The sequence below is a fragment of the Actinoplanes couchii genome, assembly GCF_016862075.1.
Lineage (GTDB): Bacteria > Actinomycetota > Actinomycetes > Mycobacteriales > Micromonosporaceae > Actinoplanes > Actinoplanes couchii.
This window is the reverse complement of sequence record NZ_BOMG01000051.1, coordinates 144,294-162,389: the sequence shown is the minus strand read 5'-3', so window position 1 is coordinate 162,389 and position 18,096 is coordinate 144,294. Positions and strand designations below refer to the sequence as shown.

Annotated in this window: 16 protein-coding genes; 10 read left to right on the top strand and 6 right to left on the bottom strand. The window is 71.5% G+C overall.

All coding sequences use genetic code 11. The annotated features are described in order from the left end of the window. Window positions 1-460: 460 nt before the first annotated feature. The gene (locus Aco03nite_RS20000) at window positions 461-763 is read left to right on the top strand and encodes a WhiB family transcriptional regulator (protein ID WP_041832981.1); all 303 of its coding nucleotides are present in this window, start codon (window positions 461-463) and stop codon (window positions 761-763) included. Window positions 764-781: 18 nt separating this feature from the next. Here the strand turns inward: Aco03nite_RS20000 and bagB are convergent, their stop codons facing one another. The 3 genes from bagB to Aco03nite_RS19985 are packed head-to-tail and all read right to left on the bottom strand — an operon-like array spanning window position 782 to window position 3,655. Beyond that, window positions 782-1,924: an ArsA family ATPase gene (gene bagB / locus Aco03nite_RS19995; protein ID WP_203796886.1), complete on the bottom strand. Its 1,143-nt coding sequence runs from the start codon at window positions 1,922-1,924 to the stop codon at window positions 782-784. 37 nt (window positions 1,925-1,961) lie between these two features. After that, on the bottom strand, window positions 1,962-2,912 hold the full coding sequence (gene bagA / locus Aco03nite_RS19990; protein ID WP_203796885.1) for an ATPase BagA: 951 nt from the start codon (window positions 2,910-2,912) through the stop codon (window positions 1,962-1,964). A gap of 23 nt (window positions 2,913-2,935) precedes the next feature. Beyond that, window positions 2,936-3,655 carry an Rv0361 family membrane protein gene (locus tag Aco03nite_RS19985; RefSeq protein ID WP_203796884.1) on the bottom strand — a complete coding sequence of 240 codons (720 nt, stop codon included), beginning with the start codon at window positions 3,653-3,655 and terminating at the stop codon, window positions 2,936-2,938. Between the two features lie 134 nt (window positions 3,656-3,789). Here Aco03nite_RS19985 and sp36 point away from each other — a divergent pair, with 134 nt between their 5' ends. The 5 genes from sp36 to Aco03nite_RS19960 all read left to right on the top strand — a co-directional run bounded on the left by sp36 (window position 3,790) and on the right by Aco03nite_RS19960 (window position 9,916). Beyond that, window positions 3,790-3,948, top strand: coding sequence for a Sp36 family protein (gene sp36, locus Aco03nite_RS19980; RefSeq protein WP_203796883.1), 159 nt, complete (start codon window positions 3,790-3,792; stop codon window positions 3,946-3,948). Next, window positions 3,945-4,403, top strand: coding sequence for a RidA family protein (locus Aco03nite_RS19975; RefSeq protein WP_203796882.1), 459 nt, complete (start codon window positions 3,945-3,947; stop codon window positions 4,401-4,403). The genes sp36 and Aco03nite_RS19975 overlap by 4 nt, the downstream gene beginning before the upstream one ends. Before the next feature lie 95 nt (window positions 4,404-4,498). Then, window positions 4,499-5,293, top strand: coding sequence for an MBL fold metallo-hydrolase (locus Aco03nite_RS19970; protein ID WP_203796881.1), 795 nt, complete (start codon window positions 4,499-4,501; stop codon window positions 5,291-5,293). Beyond that, on the top strand, window positions 5,290-8,886 hold the full coding sequence (locus Aco03nite_RS19965) for an adenylate/guanylate cyclase domain-containing protein (RefSeq protein WP_203796880.1): 3,597 nt from the start codon (window positions 5,290-5,292) through the stop codon (window positions 8,884-8,886). Before Aco03nite_RS19970 ends, Aco03nite_RS19965 begins: the two co-directional genes overlap by 4 nt. A gap of 31 nt (window positions 8,887-8,917) precedes the next feature. Next, window positions 8,918-9,916: a serine/threonine-protein kinase gene (locus Aco03nite_RS19960; RefSeq protein WP_203796879.1), complete on the top strand. Its 999-nt coding sequence runs from the start codon at window positions 8,918-8,920 to the stop codon at window positions 9,914-9,916. A 504-nt stretch (window positions 9,917-10,420) separates the two neighbouring features. On the opposite strand, the gene Aco03nite_RS19955 is transcribed toward Aco03nite_RS19960, so the two are convergent. The 3 genes from Aco03nite_RS19955 to Aco03nite_RS19945 form a co-directional block, all read right to left on the bottom strand. Then, window positions 10,421-12,427: an ATP-binding protein gene (locus Aco03nite_RS19955; protein WP_203796878.1), complete on the bottom strand. Its 2,007-nt coding sequence runs from the start codon at window positions 12,425-12,427 to the stop codon at window positions 10,421-10,423. A gap of 11 nt (window positions 12,428-12,438) precedes the next feature. Beyond that, window positions 12,439-13,785 (bottom strand): carboxyl transferase domain-containing protein, encoded by a 1,347-nt coding sequence (locus tag Aco03nite_RS19950; RefSeq protein ID WP_203796877.1) that lies wholly within the window; start codon window positions 13,783-13,785, stop codon window positions 12,439-12,441. Window positions 13,786-13,945: 160 nt separating this feature from the next. Continuing rightward, window positions 13,946-14,623 carry a Crp/Fnr family transcriptional regulator gene (locus Aco03nite_RS19945; RefSeq protein ID WP_014447921.1) on the bottom strand — a complete coding sequence of 226 codons (678 nt, stop codon included), beginning with the start codon at window positions 14,621-14,623 and terminating at the stop codon, window positions 13,946-13,948. A 205-nt stretch (window positions 14,624-14,828) separates the two neighbouring features. Between Aco03nite_RS19945 and Aco03nite_RS19940 the strand changes: the two genes are divergently transcribed. From Aco03nite_RS19940 to Aco03nite_RS19925, 4 genes are read left to right on the top strand one after another with little or no spacing between them, the layout of a single operon-like run. Further along, the gene (locus Aco03nite_RS19940) at window positions 14,829-15,998 is read left to right on the top strand and encodes a CapA family protein (protein ID WP_203796876.1); all 1,170 of its coding nucleotides are present in this window, start codon (window positions 14,829-14,831) and stop codon (window positions 15,996-15,998) included. Window positions 15,999-16,016: 18 nt separating this feature from the next. Continuing rightward, complete coding sequence (nth, locus tag Aco03nite_RS19935) at window positions 16,017-16,832, top strand: endonuclease III (protein ID WP_275415881.1); 816 nt, start codon at window positions 16,017-16,019, stop codon at window positions 16,830-16,832. Next, complete coding sequence (locus tag Aco03nite_RS19930) at window positions 16,829-17,377, top strand: TlpA family protein disulfide reductase (protein ID WP_307837651.1); 549 nt, start codon at window positions 16,829-16,831, stop codon at window positions 17,375-17,377. The genes nth and Aco03nite_RS19930 overlap by 4 nt, the downstream gene beginning before the upstream one ends. Continuing rightward, the gene (locus Aco03nite_RS19925; RefSeq protein ID WP_203796875.1) at window positions 17,374-18,087 is read left to right on the top strand and encodes an NUDIX hydrolase; all 714 of its coding nucleotides are present in this window, start codon (window positions 17,374-17,376) and stop codon (window positions 18,085-18,087) included. The genes Aco03nite_RS19930 and Aco03nite_RS19925 overlap by 4 nt, the downstream gene beginning before the upstream one ends. Window positions 18,088-18,096: the final 9 nt, after the last annotated feature.

The following is an 18,096-nucleotide window of genomic DNA, read 5'->3' as shown; positions in this document are numbered from 1 at the left end:
TTACCGCCCGCCTTGGCTGCCAATCCGGTCATGGCCGCGGCGGGGAAGGCGGCAGCCGCCACGACGACACCCGCTAGCAGGCCACAGACCAGTAGTGAGGTGGCGTTCGTGAAGATGTTGTGATCGCGTCTGCGAAACCAGGAGGTCACCCGAGAAGGGTACGCGACGCGCGCACGCGTATGCCCGTCGAGAAGGGCTTTCTCGACCGTTACGAGTGTGGCCTGTCACCCCTGTCGGCGGAGCGAAATTCGGCATCTGCACCAAAGATACCCCCGTTCGGCCGGTGTTCCTTGGCCGCTATGCCCGGAACTACCGGCCTATACGTATTTGAGGGACAACGTTGCGTAATCACCCAACTACAGAGCATGATGGGTCCGCGAGTACACGGACGCCGGCACCGGCCTGGGGGAACAGGGAAGCCGCCGGCGTCAGGGGGTGACAGCAAGGGGGGACGTTTACCGTGGGGATGATCAGCGATTGGCCGAGCATGGCGGCGTGTCAGAGTGGCGACCCTGACGCGTTGTTCGTGCAAGGCGCCGAGCAGAACGTGGCGAAGAGGATCTGCCGCAGCTGCCCGGTCCGCTACGAATGCCTCGCCGACGCCCTGGACAACCGCATCGAGTTCGGCGTCTGGGGAGGCATGACGGAACGGGAGCGGCGGGCACTTCTGCGCCGGCACCCGCATGTGGCGAGCTGGCGGAAGATGTTCGAGGCCGCACTGCGGGAGAAGGGCGCCGACAAGGTGCTCGTCTCCACCCGCTGATCAGGCACCGCCCGCCCATCAGGCGAGCAGTGCTCCGATCGTTCGCAGCCCGTCGACGTCGTGGACGTCGGCGGGCTGTGCCGCGACCGAGGTGGCCGGCACCGCGGGGAACGCCTCGGTGAAACCGGCCGCGACAGCGGTCTCCCGCTCGCCCTGCCGCAGCAGCGCCGCGTGGATCCGCAGCACGTCCGCGGCGTCCTGGTGATCGCCCTCGCGCTCCAGCCGCTCCGCCGCCTCCTGCGCCTCGTCGGCGGTCAGCCCGGCCGACTCGGCGCTGTGCATCCGGTTGAGCACCAGCCCGCCGAGCGGCATCCGCTCGGCCACCAGCCGCTCCGCGAAGTAGGCGGCCTCCCGGATCGCGTCCCGCTCGGGCGCCGCCACCAGCAGGAACGCGGTCTGCGGGTCCTGCAGGATCCGGTACGTCTGGTCGGCGCGCTGCCGGAACCCGCCGAACATCGAGTCCAGCGCCGCCACAAAACCGGACAGGTCAGTGAGCAACTGGGCGCCGAGGACCTTCTGCACGGTTTTCGAGAACAGTCCGAACGACGCGGTGACCAAGCTGAAAACGCTCCGGCCGCCGGTCCGCGCGGGCGCCAGGAACATCCGCAGCATCCGGCCGTCGAGGAACCGGGAGAGCCGGGCCGGCGCGTCCAGGAAGTCCAGCGCGGACCGGGACGGCGGGGTGTCGACCACGATCAGGTCCCACTCGTCACCGGCCCGGAGCTGACCCAGCTTCTCCATCGCCATGTACTCCTGCGTGCCGGAGAAGGTCGAGCTCATGGCCTGGTAGAACGGGTTGGCGAAGATCTCGGCGGCGCGCTTCGGGGTGGTGTGCTGCTCGACCACCTCGTCGAAGGTGCGCTTCATGTCCAGCATCATGGCGTGCAACTCGCCACCGCTGGCCTCCACGTCGATGCCCTTGACCTGGCGCGGGGTGTTGTCCAGCTCGGTCAGGCCCATCGACTGGGCGAGCCGGCGGGCCGGGTCGATGGTGAGCACCACGGTGCGCCGCCCGTGCACCTCGGCGGCCCGCAGCCCGAGAGCCGCGGCCGTGGTCGTCTTGCCCACCCCGCCGGCCCCGCAGCAGACCACGATGCGGATGGCCGGGTCGGCCAGGAGAGCGTCGATGTCGAGCCGGGGAGCCGTCACGTCAGCCACCATTTCAGGGTAGTGCGTCTTGATCGGACATTCCCTTCGATCAAGCTCTCATCAAGCGAACTGCCAGGTCGGCGAGACCGTCGCGGTCGACACCACCGGGCAGCTGCGGAAGCTCGATCAGCGGGCGGCCCAGCTCGGCCAGCTCCAGCCGCAGCGACTCCTCCAGCTCACGCCGGGTCAGATGCGCCTGCGCCTCGGTGGCCAACTGGTTCACCGTCGCGGCGCCGGCCGCCAGCCCGGCGGCGGTGAGCCCGCGTTTGATCTCGGCCTTGGTGATCCGGCCGCCGGCCAGCAGCGGGGGCCGGGCGCTGTTCACCACGATCCGCCCGACCGGGATGTTCAGCCCGGACAGCTCGGTGATCGCGTCCAGCGTCTCCTGGACCGGCATCTCCTCCAGCAACGTCACCACGTGCACCGCCGTCATCGGCGAGCGCAGCAGCGACGCCACCCCCTCGCTCTGGGTCTTGATCGGCCCGACCTTGACCAGCTTGCGGGTTTCCTCGGTGACGTTCAGGAAGCGGCCCACCCGGCCGGTCGGCGGCGCGTCCAGCACCACCGCGTCGTAGACCCGGCGACCGTCCTGCGAGCGGGTGGTCGCCTCCTTCACCTTGCCGGTGAGCAGCACGTCGCGCAGCCCGGGGGCGATGGTGGTGGCGAAGTCGATGGCGCCGACCTTGCGCAGCGCCCGCCCGGCCGCGCCGAGCTTGTAGAACATGTCCAGGTACTCGAGGAGGGCCTCCTCGGGATCCACGGCCAGCGCGCGGACCTCGCCGCCGCCGGTGGTGGTGGCGACCCGGCGCTCGGCGTACGGCAGCGGGTCGAGCCCGAACAGCTGGGCGATGCCCTGCCGGCCCTCCACCTCGACGAGCAGGGTGCGCCGGCCCCCGGCCGCGAGACCGAGCGCCAAGGCGGCGGCCACGGTGCTCTTGCCGGTGCCGCCCTTGCCGGTCACCACGTGCAGCCGCTCCGGCCAGTTGCGGTGTTCGCCCATACGTCCCACGTTACGGGCACGTGTCAGCCGGAGACCTCGCAGACCAGCCAGCCGTTCTTCCGGACGACCGTGAAACGCAGATCCTGAGCGGCGGCTTTCTCGTCGGCGGTGGACATGACGACCCGGACGTCGACTCGGGCGCGTTCTTCGTCACGGTCGGCCACGGCCGGGTCGTCCCAGCGGAAGACCGGACCGTCGTACCCGTCGGCGTACGCGCTGATCTGCTTCACCCGGGTGGAGAGTTTCCCCTCGTCCCGGGACTGGCTGCAGACCAGATCCCGGGCCGCGGTGGCGTCCTGCTGGGTGTAGATCGCGGTCAGGAACCGGTTGACCGCCGTCGTCGGGTCCGGTGAGCCGTTGTTGTCGACGTCCTTGAGCAGGTAGTACGCCGAGACCGCCCCGCCGCCGCAGAGCGCCAGGGTGGCGACGAAGGCCGCGGTCAGGAAGATCGTCGAGCGCTTCTTGGAGTCGCCGGCCGGCTCGACCGCCCAGATCGGGTCGGGCGGCGGGGGCGCGGGCGGCTGCTGCCACTCGTGGGTGGCCGAAGTCACCTCGGGCGGGACCGCCGGGTGCTCGGCCGTGGCGTCGAAGTCCCCGAACATCTTCATCCGCAGGGCCTGCACATGCGGCGGTTCCGGGAGTGGGATCGGCTCGTCGGGCGGGATCGGCATCGGCGGTTCCGGCTCGGGCAGCGGTGGTGGTTCCGGGTGCCCGCCCGGTCCGTTCCATCCGTAGTGCGTCATGTCATCCTCCACTCAGTCGCACCAAGTGTTGGCATGAGTACGTTAAGTACACATTTCCCGCTCAGCCTAGCCAACCCGCCGCCCGCCCGCGTCCTAAGCTGTTGCGCGTATCCGACGTGAGGAGATCGTCAGCCATGCAGAAGTGGGAATACTCCACCGTTCCTCTGCTGATCCACGCGACCAAGCAGATCCTCGACACCTGGGGCGAGGACGGCTGGGAGCTCGTTCAGGTCGTCCAGGGCCCGAACGGTCCCGAGCAGCTGGTGGCCTACCTGAAGCGGCCGAAGGCATGAGTGCGGCCGCGGAGAAGCTTGCCGAGCTGGGCATCACCCTGCCCGCCGTGGTTCCGCCGGTGGCGTCCTACCTGCCCGCCGTGCAGTCCGGCAACCACGTCTACGTCTCCGGCCAGCTGCCGTTCGTGGACGGCAAGCTGCCGCAGACCGGCAAGGTCGGCGCCGAGGTCACCGCCGAGGACGCCCAGGCCCAGGCCCGGACCTGCGCGATCAACGCGCTCGCCGCGCTCGACGCCCTGGTCGGCCTGGACCGGGTCGTGAAGATCGTCAAGGTGACCGGTTTCGTGGCCTCGGCGCCCGGCTTCACCGGTCAGCCCGGCGTGGTCAACGGCGCGTCCGACCTGTTCGCCGAGGTGCTGGGGGAACAGGGCCGGCACGCCCGCAGCGCGGTCGGGGTCGCCGAGCTGCCCCTGGGCGCTCCGGTCGAGGTCGAGGTCATCGCCGAAGTGGCGTGATCTTGCGGTGGTTCGGCAGTATTTGCTCACCGATGGTGACCGGATCGGACATCGTGTCTCGGTCAAGGTCGTCGGCCCGACGTACGATTCGGGTCATGGGGGGTGCTGAGCCCGAGTCGGCCGAGGTCGACCGGCTACCGGGTTGGGTGACGCTGTTGCTGGCGCCCAACCCGGGGCCGATGACGCTGGACGGCACCAACACGTGGATCGTGCGGGCGCCGGGTTCGGACCGGGCGACCGTGATCGATCCGGGGCCGCTGGACGAGAGCCACCTGCGCCGGATCGCCGGGCACGACGGGATCGAGCGCATCCTGATCACGCACGGTCATCATGATCACGTGGAGGGTGCCGCCCGGCTCTCCGAGCTGCTCGACGGTGTCCCGGTGCGAGCCGCGTCACCGGCGCACTGCGTCGGCGGCGAGCCGCTCCGGCCGGGGGAGTCCCTGGACGGGATCCTGGTGCTGCGGACGCCGGGGCACACCAGCGATTCGGTGTCCTTCGTGGTCGAGCGGGAGGACGGGTCAGCCGTCTTCACCGGTGACACCATGCTCGGCCGCGGCACCACGGTGGTGGCCCCGCCGGACGGCGATCTCGGTGCCTACCTGCGGAGTCTGGAGCTGCTCAGCGCGTACCCGCAGATGCTGATGTTGCCGGGCCACGGACCGGCCCGCAGCGACACCGCCGAGCGTGCCCGTTTCTATCTGGGTCATCGCCGGCAACGGCTGGCGCAGGTGGCGGCCGCGATGGCGGCCGGCGCCGAGACCCCCGCGGCGGTCGTCGACCTGGTCTATCCCGACCTCGATCCGGCGCTGCGGTTCGCCGCCGAATGGTCCGCGGCGGCCCAGATCGACTATCTCCAGCAGGAGAACAACCAGGAGAAGAAGCCGTGACCTGCCCGGTCTGCGGGACCGTTCCGGTCCCCGGCGCCCGTTTCTGCCACCACTGCGGCGCCGCCCTCCCGTCCGCCGCCCTGCTCCCGGCCGCCGAACGGCGCATCGTCACGGTGCTCTTCGGTGATCTCTCCGACTTCACCTCGTTCTCCGAGGACCTCGACCCGGAACGGGTCGGCGCGGTCACCGACCGGGTGCTGGCGGCGCTGGCCGGCGCGGTCAAGACGTTCGGCGGGCACGTTGACAAGCTCACCGGCGACGGGATCATGGCGGTCTTCGGCGCCCCGGTGGCCCACGAGGACGACGCCGAGCGTGCCGTCCGGGCCGCCCTGAGCATGCAGCGCGCGGTCCGGCGGGTCCTCGACGACGAGCGCGGCGGCGGCGCCCCGGTCGGCCTGCGGGTCGGGCTGAACACCGGCGAGGTGGTGGCCGGCATGCAGGCCGGCATCGAGTACACCGTGATCGGCGACACCGTGAACACCGCCGCCCGGCTGGCCGACGCCGCCGCGATCGGCACGGTCTACGCCGGTGAGCGCACCAGCGGCGGCACCCGGCACGTGGCCTCCTGGCGGCAGCTGCGCCCGCTGCGGCTCAAGGGCAAGCGTGAGCCGGTGCCCACCTACGAGCTGCTCGGCCTGCACGACGCCCCGGGCACCCGCTCCGGGCTCGGCGACGAGGCGCCGTACGTGGGGCGGGAGGCCGAACTGGGCCGGTTCTCCGGCCGGCTGGCCGAGGCGATCGACACCGGCACCCCGAAGATCCTGGTGATGACCGCCGAGGCGGGCATCGGCAAGTCCCGGTTCGCCGGCGAGGTCAAGCGCCTGGCCGCCGACTACTCCGGCCACGGCGCCCGGGTGCTGCGGGTGCGCTGCCGGGCGTTCGGCGAGCGCCGCCGGTACGCCCCGCTCGCCGACATCGTCCGCAAGGCCGCCGCCCTGCCCAAGGACGTCGCCACCACGGTCGCCCGGACCGTCGTCGAGGAGCGCCTGCGCAAACTCGCCGGCCGGCTGAACGTCACCCTGGACACCGACCGCCTGCTGGCCCTGCTCGGTTACAGCGACGCCCAGGACCGCCCGGTCGGCCCGGCCGCACCCGCCGACCGCCCCGGCAGCGGCCGCCGGATCGACGCCGAGGCCATCGCGGAAGCCGTCGCCGAGCTGCTCAACGCGCTCGCCGCGGAGGAACCGCTGGTGGTGATCGTGGACGACCTGCACGACGCCACCGACACCACGCTCGACGCCATCGGGCGCACCCTGAGCCTGCTGGAGGGCCCGGTCGTCGCGCTGCTGCTCGGCCGCCCGGAGCTGGTCCGCTCGGGGGCGATGAGCCGGCTCGCCGACGCCGAGGTGCACGCCCTGCCGCCGCTGCGCGGGGCCGACGCGTCCCGGCTGCTCACCCTCTACCTGCACGGCGGCAAGCTGTCCCCGGCCGACAGCGACCGGCTGCTCGCCAACGCCCAGGGCAACCCGTTCTACCTGGCCGAGATGGTCACCCTGCTGATGGAGCGGGGGGCGCTCACCCCACCGCCGGACGCCCCGGCGGCCGGCCGCTGGCAGCTCGCCGCCGGATCCCTCGGCAGCCGGCTGCTCTCCCGTGATCTGGCCGCCGTCCTGGCCGCCCGTATCGACGCGCTCTCGCCCGAACCCCGGTCGGTGCTCCGGGACGCCTCGGTGGCCGGGACGACCGTGCCCAGTGGCGTCCTGGAGGCGCTGCAGGAGCGCCGGGCGGCCGCCGACACCCGGGCCGGTGTGGTGGTCGCGGTCGAGCTGGACCGGGCCGTCGACGAGCTGCTGCAACGCCGCATGCTGCACCGCTCCCGGGGCGGGTTCCGGTTCACCACCCCGCTGATGCGGGAGGCCGCCTACGCCGGGATCGGCAAGGGCGACCTGGCCGAGCGGCACGCCTACCTGGCCGGCTGGGCCGCGCCGGAGACCGTCGACCGGCCCGGGCACGACGGCGCGGTGCGGCTCAACCTGACCGACGGCGAGCGGGACGCGTTTGTCGCCATGCACGCCGAGACCGCCGTCGAACTGGCCGACGCGGTCCGGCTGAGACCGGACGCGGCGGCCCGCGAGGTGGCCCCGCTGGGTGTCGCGGCCCTCGGCCGGATGGCCCGGCGCGCCCTGGCCGACATCGAGCCGGCCGCCGCCATCGAGTACGCCGACCGTGCCACCGCCCTGGCCGGCGGTGACCTGCCGCTGCCCGACCAGCTCGTGCTGGCCCGCGCCCAGCTGCGTCTGGGCCGGGCCGACGAGGCGCTCGCGCTGGGCGAGAAGATCTCGGCCGGATCCGCCGACGAACCGGTCTGCCGGGCCGAGGCGCTGATCGTGGTCGGTCGCGCCCACGAGGCGCTCGGCGACTACGGGCGGGCCGTCGCCGCCTGGCAGGAGGCGCTCGAGGTGGCCACCGAGGCGCAGCTGCTGCCGGAGCGGGCCAACGCGATGCGCCGCCTCGGCATGGCCGACTTCCTGAACGGCCGGCTGAGCCAGGCGAGCAGCCGGTTCGCCGCCGCCTACCAGGTCACGCTCGCCGCCGGGGACCGGCACGGGCAGGCCTGGGCGCTGCAGAACCTGGCCTGGGTGACCACCACCCGCGGGGACTTCGCCGGCACCGACGCGGTGCTGGGCCGGGCCGCGCGGCTCTTCGCCGAGCTGGGCGACCCGGTCGGCCGGTCCTGGCTGCGCGGTACCACGGCGTTCGCCCGGCTGCTGGCCGGCCGGCTGCAGGAGGCCCGGCGGCTGGCCCGGGTGTTCCTGCCGTTCGGGGACCGGGTCGGTGAGGGCTGGGCGGTCGGCACGCTGCGGGTCGTCGAGGCCTACGCCGCCGCCGAGCTGGGTGATCTGGGGGCGGCCGACGGGCAGGCGCGCCGGGCGTACGGCGAGTTCCTGGACGTCAACGACGACTGGGGCTGCGGCCTGGCCCTGGTGGTGCGGGGTGCCACCGCGCGTGGGCTGAACGAGCCGGATCACGCGTACGACCTGCTCACCGACGCCCTGTCGTACGCCGACCGGACCGGGCACCCGCTGCTGCTCGGGATGGCCGGCACGCTGCGCGGGTTCGTCGCCCTGCAACGCGGCGACCTGGAGACCGCGGAGGCCGACGCCCGCCGGGTGATGACCTCGGTCGAGCCGCACAACCCGATGGCGCCGGCCCAGGTCGGCCCGCGGGTGCTGCTGGCCGAGGCGCGGATCCGGGCCGGGGACGCGGCGACCGCGATCGGGCTGCTGGCGCCGATCGCCACCGAGAACGCGACGCCGTCGCTGCTGTTCTCCCGCCGGCACATGCTGGCGTCGTACGCGTCGGCGCTGCTCGCCGACGGCCGGGTCGACTCGGCGGTCAGCTGGATCGAGCGGGCCTGCGCCGCGCCGGCCGAGGACGTCCGCAGCGGTGTGATCTCCGCGATGGTCCGGGCCCGGGTGATGGCCGCCGCGGACCGGTGCGAGGAGGCCCGGGCGGCGGCCGAGGAGGCGGTCCAGCTGGCGTATTCGACCGAGCAGTCGAGCGAGCGGGTACCTGCCGAAGAGCTGCGTGCGGCCCTCGCGACGACCGTCGTGGAGGAAACTGTCGCGTACGCGTCTGACGTGCCCGGATGATCTTTCAGAAGGCTGGCGTATTTTCTATCTCGTGACGGAGACTCCGCCTGGTGCCATGCCCGTACCATACGTGCCGGGGATGTCCGGTTTGTCCGTCATGGCACGTGGTGGTTATGCCACCGTGTACCGCGCGACACAGGACTCCGTCGGCCGTGACGTCGCCATCAAGGTGGAGAACCGGACCCTGGACAACGCCCGCGACCAGGCCCGGTTCCTGCGCGAGGCGCGAGCCGCCGGCCGCATGTCGTCGCACCCGCACGTGGTCGACCTCTTCGATGTGGGCGTCACGGTCGATCAGCATCCGTACCTGATCATGGAATTGTGCGACGGCTCCTACCTGGACCGGATGCGCGTCTCCCCGCTGAGCCCGGTGGAGGCCCGCGACGTCGGCCTGAAGATCGCCGACGCGCTGGTCCACTCGCACGCCAACGGCGTCCTGCACCGCGACGTGAAACCGGCCAACATCCTGTACTCCGAGTTCAACGCCGCGGTCCTGGCCGACTTCGGCCTGGCCGTGCTGGGCGAGATGCGCGACTCGTCGGTGACGCTGGAGGTGCTGACCCCGGCGTACGCCCCGCCGGAGATGTTCCGCCACGACAGCCCGTCCGGCGCCGCCGACGTCTACGCCCTGTGCGCCACGCTGTACGCGGTGATGAGCGGCCGCCCGCCCCGCTGGGACAGCAACCGGAGCCCGAGCATCCTGACGCTGATGGACCTGTTCAACCACCCGATCCCGGAACTCCCCGGCGTCCCCCGGGGCCTGACCGAGGTGCTCCGCTACGGCATGAACAACGACCCGGGTTCCCGCCCGTCCGCCGAGGAGCTCCGGGACCTGCTCAACAACCTGCACCTGGATCCGTCGACACCCCAGCCGCCGCCGACGGTCTATCGCACCACCCGCCCCAACCACGTGCCCCCACCGCGGCCGCGCCCGATCCCACCGGCCACCCCCACCCTGGACGAAACCCCCACGGTGCACAACAATCCGGACCGCAAGGGGTTCTTCCAGAAGTGGTTCCTGGGAAACTGAAGATCAACCCCGCTCTTCCGGTACGAATAGCGGGGCCAGTCGCAGAGCTACCCCTCGAGCCTCGTCGACGCGGGAGAACGACGCCCTGACGGCCCCCGCGCGCCCGCCGGGCGTATGCGACCCTCCCGGCACACCCGCAACCCCAGGACATCCTCGTGCCCACCACGGTCACCAGTGGCGGCCAGTGCGGGCGACCCCTCCCGGACTGAGAAGTCGGCCCGGCCCCGCCTCTTTCCGTCCTGGTCCGTGCGGCTCTGCTCCGCGACCGTTCCGCACACTCGCTCGACACCCGGGGCTGGCTCGGGCTCGTGTGCGGGGTTCGCGGTGGGCTTCGGGTGGGCGGCTCTGGTGGGCGGTGAGTGGGGATCGGCGCCCGGCGGGCGCGGGGTGACCCGGCGCCGTGACCACGTCGCGGGGTGGCCACGGGAGGGGTAGCTCGGCGAAGTGCCCGGTAGGCGTACCAGAATATGGGTATTTTTCGGCAGTTGAAGTTAAAAAGAGGGGCTACTCGGGGTCCAGGACGGCCAGGAGTTCGCCGGTGTCGACCTTGGCTCCGGGCTGTACCGGGAGGGACGCGACGACGCCGGCCGCGGGGGCGTGGACCGGGTGTTCGAGTTTCATCGCTTCCAGGGTGAGCAGGAGTTCGCCGGCCCGGACCCGCTGGCCGGGGACCACCAGGATGCGGCGGACCGCACCCGGCAACGGGGCGATCAGTGACGATTCGACCGCCTCGGGGGCGGGCAGCGGGAAGCGCGGGATCTCCCGCAGCGCCACCGATCCCTCGGGGCTGTCCACGTAGGAGACGTCGCCGACCCGGTGCACGTGGACGGCCAGGCGGATGCCCTGCACGTTGAGGACCACCCGGTCGCTGTCGGCCTGGACCACGACCACCGGCGGGTGCTCGTCGTTGACGGGGGCGTGCCCGAGGCCGGCCAGGTCCAGTTCCTCGGGATCCACGGCCCGGACCCACCAGCCGGCCAGCTCGCCGTGCCGGTTCATCCGGTAGCCCACCTCGACTGGGCCGGTCGGGCCGTCGTAGACCGCGTTCTGCGAGCCGGAGGGCACGTTGCGCCAGCCGGACGGCAGCGAGCTGAGCACGGGTGCGGCGGCACGTCTCGCGGCGGCGCCGGCCAGGGCCGCGGCCAGGCACGACAACCGCACCGCGTCCACCGAGGAGAGCAGCGGCGCGAAGACCTCGGGATGCCGGTCCAGGAATCCGGTGTCGACCTCGCCGGCCCGGAACGCGTGGTGCCGCAGCACCCGGACCAGCAGGTCCCGGTTGGAGACGACACCGTGCAGGTGGGTACGGGCCAGCGCGGAGGCCAGCATCCGGGCGGCCTCCTGGCGGCTCGGCGCCCAGGCGACCAGTTTCGCCAGCATCGGGTCGTGGTGCATGCCGATCACCGAACCGTCGGTGACTCCGGCGTCCAGGCGCAGGCCCGGCTGGGGCAGCGGGCGGAACCAGCCGGCGATGTCCGGGACCGCGAACTTGTGCAGCGTCCCGGTGGCGGGCAGCCAGGCGTAGGCCGGGTCCTCGGCGCAGATCCGCACCTCGATGGCGTGCCCGCGGATCGGCGGCGGGCCGGGCATCGGCACACTGCCGCCCTCGGCCACCAGCAGCTGCAGACGGACCAGGTCGTAGCCGGAGACACACTCGGTGACCGCGTGGTCGGCCTGCAGGGTCGGGGTCAGCTCCAGGAACCAGAAGTCGCCGTGGTGGTCGAGCAGGAACTCGACCGCGCCGGCGCCGACAAAACCGAGGGACTGGACCGCGACGATCGCCGCCCGGCACAGGTCCTCGCGCAGCGCCGGATCGACCACCGGGGACGGCGTCTCCTCGACGATCTTCTGGTAGCGGCGCTGCACCGAGCACTCCCGCTCACCGAACGGCACCACCGCGCCCTGGGCGTCGGCCAGGATCGGCACCTCGATGTGCCGGACGTTGCCCAGGTACGGCTCACAGAACACGTCCCCGCCGACCTCGCGCCGGGTGGAGGCGACCGCCTCGGCGAGTGTCCCGGCGTCCCGCACCACCCGCAGGCCGTGGCCGCCGCTGCCGGTGGCCGGCTTGATCAGCACCGGGAACGCCGGCACCTGCTCCGGGTCGGTGAACGTCGGCAGCACCGGCACCTGCGCCTCGGCCACCAGCCGTTTCGTCTCGGCCTTGTCGGCCAGCACCCGCAGGGTGCCCGGCGGCGGGCCGACCCAGATCATCCCGGCGTCGACGACGGCCTGGGCGAACCCGGGGTCCTCGGCCAGCATCCCGATGCCCGGGTGCACGGCGTTGGCCCCGGCCCGCTGGGCGGCCGCGATCAGCGCCCCGGCCTGCAGGTAGGTCGCCGACGCGGTGTTGCCGGGCAGATGAACCGCGTAGTCGGCCTCGATCACGTGCGGAGCGTCGGTGTCGACGTCGGAGTAGACGGCGACCGTCTCGATGCCGACCAGCCTGCACGTGGCGAACACCCGGCGGGCGACCTCACCGCGGTCGGCCACCAGAAGTCGTCGGATCACTGGTCTACCTTTCAAGGTCGGAACACACCGACGTGTCCGGCGCCTTCCACGGCCGCGCTGTGCACGGCGGAGAGGCAGAGGCCGAGGACCGTCCGGGTGTCGCGGGGATCGATGACACCGTCGTCGGCCGGTGCGGCGCCGACTGCGGGCCAGCTGAATCGGAAACGGGGCTCGTCGGTGCGTTCGCCGGTGGCGTCGCCGACCGTGAGAGCCAGGTGCGGCACGGTGGACCGGGCGATGGCGTGGGCCATCGGTGCGTCGTGCACCTCGTCGGCCGTCCCGTTGAACGGCGCGCCCGCATGCCGGAGGAAGAGCATCGGGGTTGCCGTGGCGTTCGCCAGGTGCAGGAAATGCACCACCTTCTGAGCTTCGACCGCCGAACAGGAGCGGATCGGGGCGGCCAGGACACCCAGCGGATATCCGTGCAGTTCGCCCCACCCGGCCACCAGCGCGGTGCCGTGCCCGGGTTTGAACTCGTCGAAGTCGCTGTCGTCGAGGATCCGGGCGAACACCTCGCGGGCGTCGAACGCGGCCGGATCGGTGGCGGCCAGGGTGAGCAGGCCCTCCGGGTCGTGGCGGGGCGCCCGGGGCCGGGGTGTCCGCGGCGGCGGGCCGTGTTTGCGCCAGTTCAGCCGGCGCACACTCTGCCGGGCCAGCCGCAGCCCGTCCCGCTCGTCCTCGGCCAGCTGGTCGGCGGGCCCGTCCGGACCGGCCGGCACCACCGGGGTGGCCCGCACGTCGACGCTGGTGTGACCGTTTATCGGCTGCGGGTGGATGGTCAGCACCTTGGCGTGACCACGGACCCGGATGGTGTAGTCGCAGAGCGCCGGCAGATAGGCGGCGTCCCCGGTGGCGGCCCCGAAGACCACGCAGATCGAGGGCACCCGCTCCGGCGGGAAGAGGCCGCCGGCGGCGCCCGCGTCACCCGCCGACTCGACCAGGCCGACCATCGGCAGCCGGTTCGCCGAGGCGATCGTGGTCGCCCGCCGGATCTTCTCCACCGTGTACGGGTTGACCGCGCCCTCGTCCACGGTGGGATCGTTCGCCACCACCACACACTCGACGCCCTCGACCACGCCGATGCCGGTGACCACGCTCGCCCCGACCGGGTACTCCGAGCCGCGCGCCGCGACCGGGCACAGTTCCAGGAACGGGCTGTCCTGGTCGAGCAGCATCTCGATACGTTCGCGGGGCAGGAGTTTGCCGCGGGCGTGATGCCGCGTCACGTTCTTCTCGCCACCGCCGGCCCGGGCCTCGTCGAGAGCGGCCTCCAGGTCGGCCAGCAGCTCCAGAGTGGTGCTGCGCCCCTGGAGGTAGGCGGGGTCACGCGGGTCCAGCGTGGTGTCGAGCACGGTCATCTCGCCACACCCCTGCCTGCCTTCAATGCCGCGCCCTTCCCGTCCCTGCCGATGCCTCCTCGGCCACCTCCGTAACGAGTGGCTTAGGGGATGCGACACGGACCGGTCAGAGGGCACGACTCAGGGGCTGCCCTTTCGGACAGCCCCTGGAAAAGCAGTGTCAGACGCGGGCGCGACGGGCCAGGCGCTCCGGGTCCAGGATGATCACACTCTTGCCGTCCAGGCGCAGCCAGGCACGCGAGGCGAAGTCGGCGAGCGCCTTGTTCACGGTCTCCCGGGAAGCGCCGACGAGCTGCGCCAGCTCCTCCTGGGTGAGGTCGTGGGTCACCCGCAGGACGCCGCCGTCCCGGGTGCCGAACCGGCCCGCCATCTGCAGCAGGTTCTTCGCGACGCGACCGGGCACGTCGGTGAAGATCAGGTCGGCGAGCGCGTCGTTCGTCCGGCGCAGCCTGCGGGCCAGCACCCGGAGCAGCTGCTCGGCGATCTCCGGCCGGTTGTTCAGCCAGGGGCGCAGCGACGACTTCTTCAGCCGGGCCAGCCGGCTGTCGGTCACCGCGGTCGCGGTCGCCGTCCGCGGGCCCGGGTCGAACAGCGACAGCTCACCGAGCATGTCCGACGGCCCCATGATGGAGACGAGGTTCTGCCGGCCGTCAGCGGCCCGGCGCCCGAGCTTGATCTTGCCGGACAGAACGATATACAGGCTGTCGCCGGCCTCGCCCTCGTTGAAGACCACGTCGCCCTTGCGGACTTCGATCGTGTCCATCTCCTTGGCGAGCGCCTCTGCGGCTTCCGGGTCTACTCCCTGGAAGATTCCGCTGCGAGCCAGTACCTCATCCATCGCCGCACCTCCGAAAACGCGCAACGTCTGCGCTCGATCAGTCTAGGCGCACGCGGGCGGGAAACGGGCGGCCACCCCTTGATCCAGATACTGGACGGTAACAGGTTCGCCATGACAGCCGGTGACAATTCAGCGGTCCGGGCATATCAGGACGGGCCTTTCGTCTGTCGATTCCGCTTGCAGGCCGACGGTATCGTCCGCGTCGATGAATGCGCAGCCCCCCTCTCATCGCAAGAAGTCACCCGTACTAGGCGTGACAATTGCTGTTTTCGCCCTTATCGGCGCTGGTTTGGGGGGATTTGTTCTAACTCAGCGCGGAAGTGAAGAACCGGTCTGGAGCATGCCTTCCGGATCGGCGCCCGCCACCGCCTCGTCCCGGCCGCCGGTCGAGGAATCCGCCGCGGTCGAGTCGATCAGCCTCTCCGCCACCGGCGACATCATCATGGGCGATGCCCCGAACAAGCTGCCCGCCAAGGACGGCGACGGCTTCTTCGACTCGGTGGCCTCCAGCCTCACCTCCGATCTGGTGATGGGCAACCTCGAACAGCCGCTCACCGGGGACACCGGCACCTCCAAGTGCGGCACCCCGAAACGGCCCAACTGCTTCGCTTTCCGGTCGCCGCCGGCCTACGCCGGGCACCTGAAGGAGGCCGGGTTCCAGCTGCTCAACACGGCCAACAACCACTCCAAGGACTACGGGCCGCAGGGCTACCAGAACACCGTGGCCGCGCTGGAGGGCGCGGGCCTCGCGCACACCGGCGCCGAGGACCAGATCACCGTTGTCGACGTCAAGGGTGTCAAGGTCGCGGTGGTGGGCTTCTCGCCGTACGCCGGAGCCAACAACGTGAACGACCTGCCCGCCGCCGCTGCCGTGGTCTCCGCCGCCGCGGAGAAGGCCGACCTCGTCGTGGTCCAGGTGCACATGGGCGCCGAGGGCTCGGACAAGAACCACGTGAAGTCCGGCAACGAGACCTACTTCGGGGAGAACCGGGGCAACCCGATCAAGTTCAGCCGGAACGTCATCGACGCCGGCGCCGACCTGGTCGTCGGGCACGGGCCGCACGTGCTCCGGGGCATGGAGTTCTACAAGGGCAAGCTGATCGCCTACAGCCTCGGCAACTTCGCCGGGGGCGGGCGCACCCTCTCCCGCGACGGCATCCTGAAGTACTCCGGGGTGCTGCACGTGTCGCTGACCAAGGAGGGGGCGTTCACCGGCGGGAAGTTCGTCTCCACGTACCTAGACGACCTCGGCGTCCCGACCCGGGACAAGACCAACGAGCGGGGCCGGAAGATGGTCGCCGACCTGTCCGGCAGCGACTTCGGCGACGACGCGGCGGTGATCGGGGCGGACGGGAGCATCAAGGCTCCGGCGTGACCGACGTACTCTTTACCGGTGACCCGACCCAGCACAGCCGCGGAGACGGCGCTCGGGCGCAAGCGGCGGGCCCGGAAAATGGCTCGGGTGCTCGCCGACACACACCCCGACGCGCACTGTGAGCTGGATTTCACCGATCCGCTCGAGTTGGCCGTCGCGACGATCCTCTCGGCGCAGACCACCGATGTGCGGGTCAACCAGGTCACCCCACGACTGTTCCGGAAATACCGGACCGCGCCCGACTACGCCGGGGCCGATCGGGCCGAGATGGAGGAGATCCTCCGGCCGACCGGGTTCTTCCGGGCCAAGACCAACTCGCTGATCGGGCTCGGGCAGGCGCTGCTGGAGCGCCATGACGGGCAGATCCCCGGCAAACTGGACGAGCTGGTGAAACTGCCCGGCATCGGGCGGAAGACGGCGAACGTGGTGCTGGGCAACGCGTTCGGGGTTCCGGGCATCACCGTGGACACCCACTTCCGGCGGCTCACCAACCGGTTCGGCTGGGTCGACGAGCAGGACGAGGTGAAGATCGAGTTCCTGGTCGCGGACATGATCGAGAAACGCGACTGGACCATGCTGTCGCATCGGGTGATCTTCCACGGGCGACGGGTGTGCCACGCTCGGACGCCTGCTTGTGGGGCTTGCACGCTGGCCGCCCTGTGCCCCTCCTACGGGACCGGGCCCACCGAGGCCGCGCCGGCCGCGAAGCTGCTCAAGGGGCCGCGGGCGCGTGAGCTGGCGGTGGCCGCCGGGGTTTCGCCCGACCTGGTGCCCGGGGTTTCTCCCGGCCCGGTGCCCGGGAACGATGCTTCGGTGCCGGAGAACGACGCGTGATCCGACCGTTGGCGGCGGTGGCCGTGGTTCTGGCGCTGGCCGGCTGCACCGCCACGGTCGAACCGGGTGATCCGGACATTCCATCGCCGTTCGCGGCGTGTGGCAACCTGACCGGCAGTTCCGACATTTCAGAAATGCCGGAACTTGCCCTCCCGTGCTTCACCGGCGGTACCGACATCCGGCTCCGCGGTCTGCCCACCCCCGCCGTGATCAACATCTGGGGATCCTGGTGCGGCCCGTGCCGCGAGGAGCTCCCGGTCTTCCAGGGGCTCGCCGACCGCGCCGACGGCCGGTTCACCGTGATCGGCGTCGACAGCAGGGACACCCGGAACCGGGGAGCCGAATTCGCCACCGACAAGAGTGTCAGCTTTCCGACGCTCTTCGATCCGGAGATGAAGTTCGCCGGACAGCTCGGCGTGACGATGCTGCCCGCCACCGTCTTCATCGATGCCGACGGGGGAGTGAACGTGCATCGTACCGCCATGGACGTCGACGAATTGATCGAACAGGTGCGGGAGAACCTCGGCGTTACGGTGACCCGATGAGCCGGGGCGAGGTCCTGAGGCGGCCCGACGGCCTGCCGGACTGGTTCGAGCCGCTGCTCACCCGGGTCGCCGAGTGCCGTACCGAGGATTTCACCGCCCTCCGCAAACCGATCGGCGGCACCGGCCGGGCCAGCGCGGTCCTGGTGTTGCTGGGTGAGGACGATCAGGGCCGGCCGGATCTGCTGATCCTGCAGCGCGCCGCGACCATGCGTAATCACGCCGGCCAGCCCGCCTTCCCGGGCGGCGCCACCGACCCGGAGGACACCGACGCCGCGGCCACCGCGCTGCGCGAGGCCGGTGAGGAGGTCGGGCTCGACCCGTCCACGGCCGAGGTGCTGGCCCTGTTGCCGGACCTGTGGATCCCGGTCAGCGGCTTCGTCGTCACCCCGGTCCTGGCCTGGTGGCGCAAGCCGCATCCGGTGCATCCGGTGCAGGAGACCGAGGTCGCCCACGTCGCCAGGTTGCCGATCAGTGAACTCGCCGACCCGCGGAACCGTATCCGGGTGCGACATCCGAGCGGTTGGATCGGGCCTGCCTTCCAGGTCCGGGGACTGCTCGTCTGGGGTTTCACGGCGGGGGTGATCGCGGCGTTGCTGGACATGGCGGGCTGGACGATCCCCTGGGAGCCGGGTCGGGTCGTCGAACTTCCGGACGCCACCGCACCCGTTCCCGCCGCCCGGGGCGGGGCCCCCGACGAGGTGGTGCCGTGAGCTGGCAGC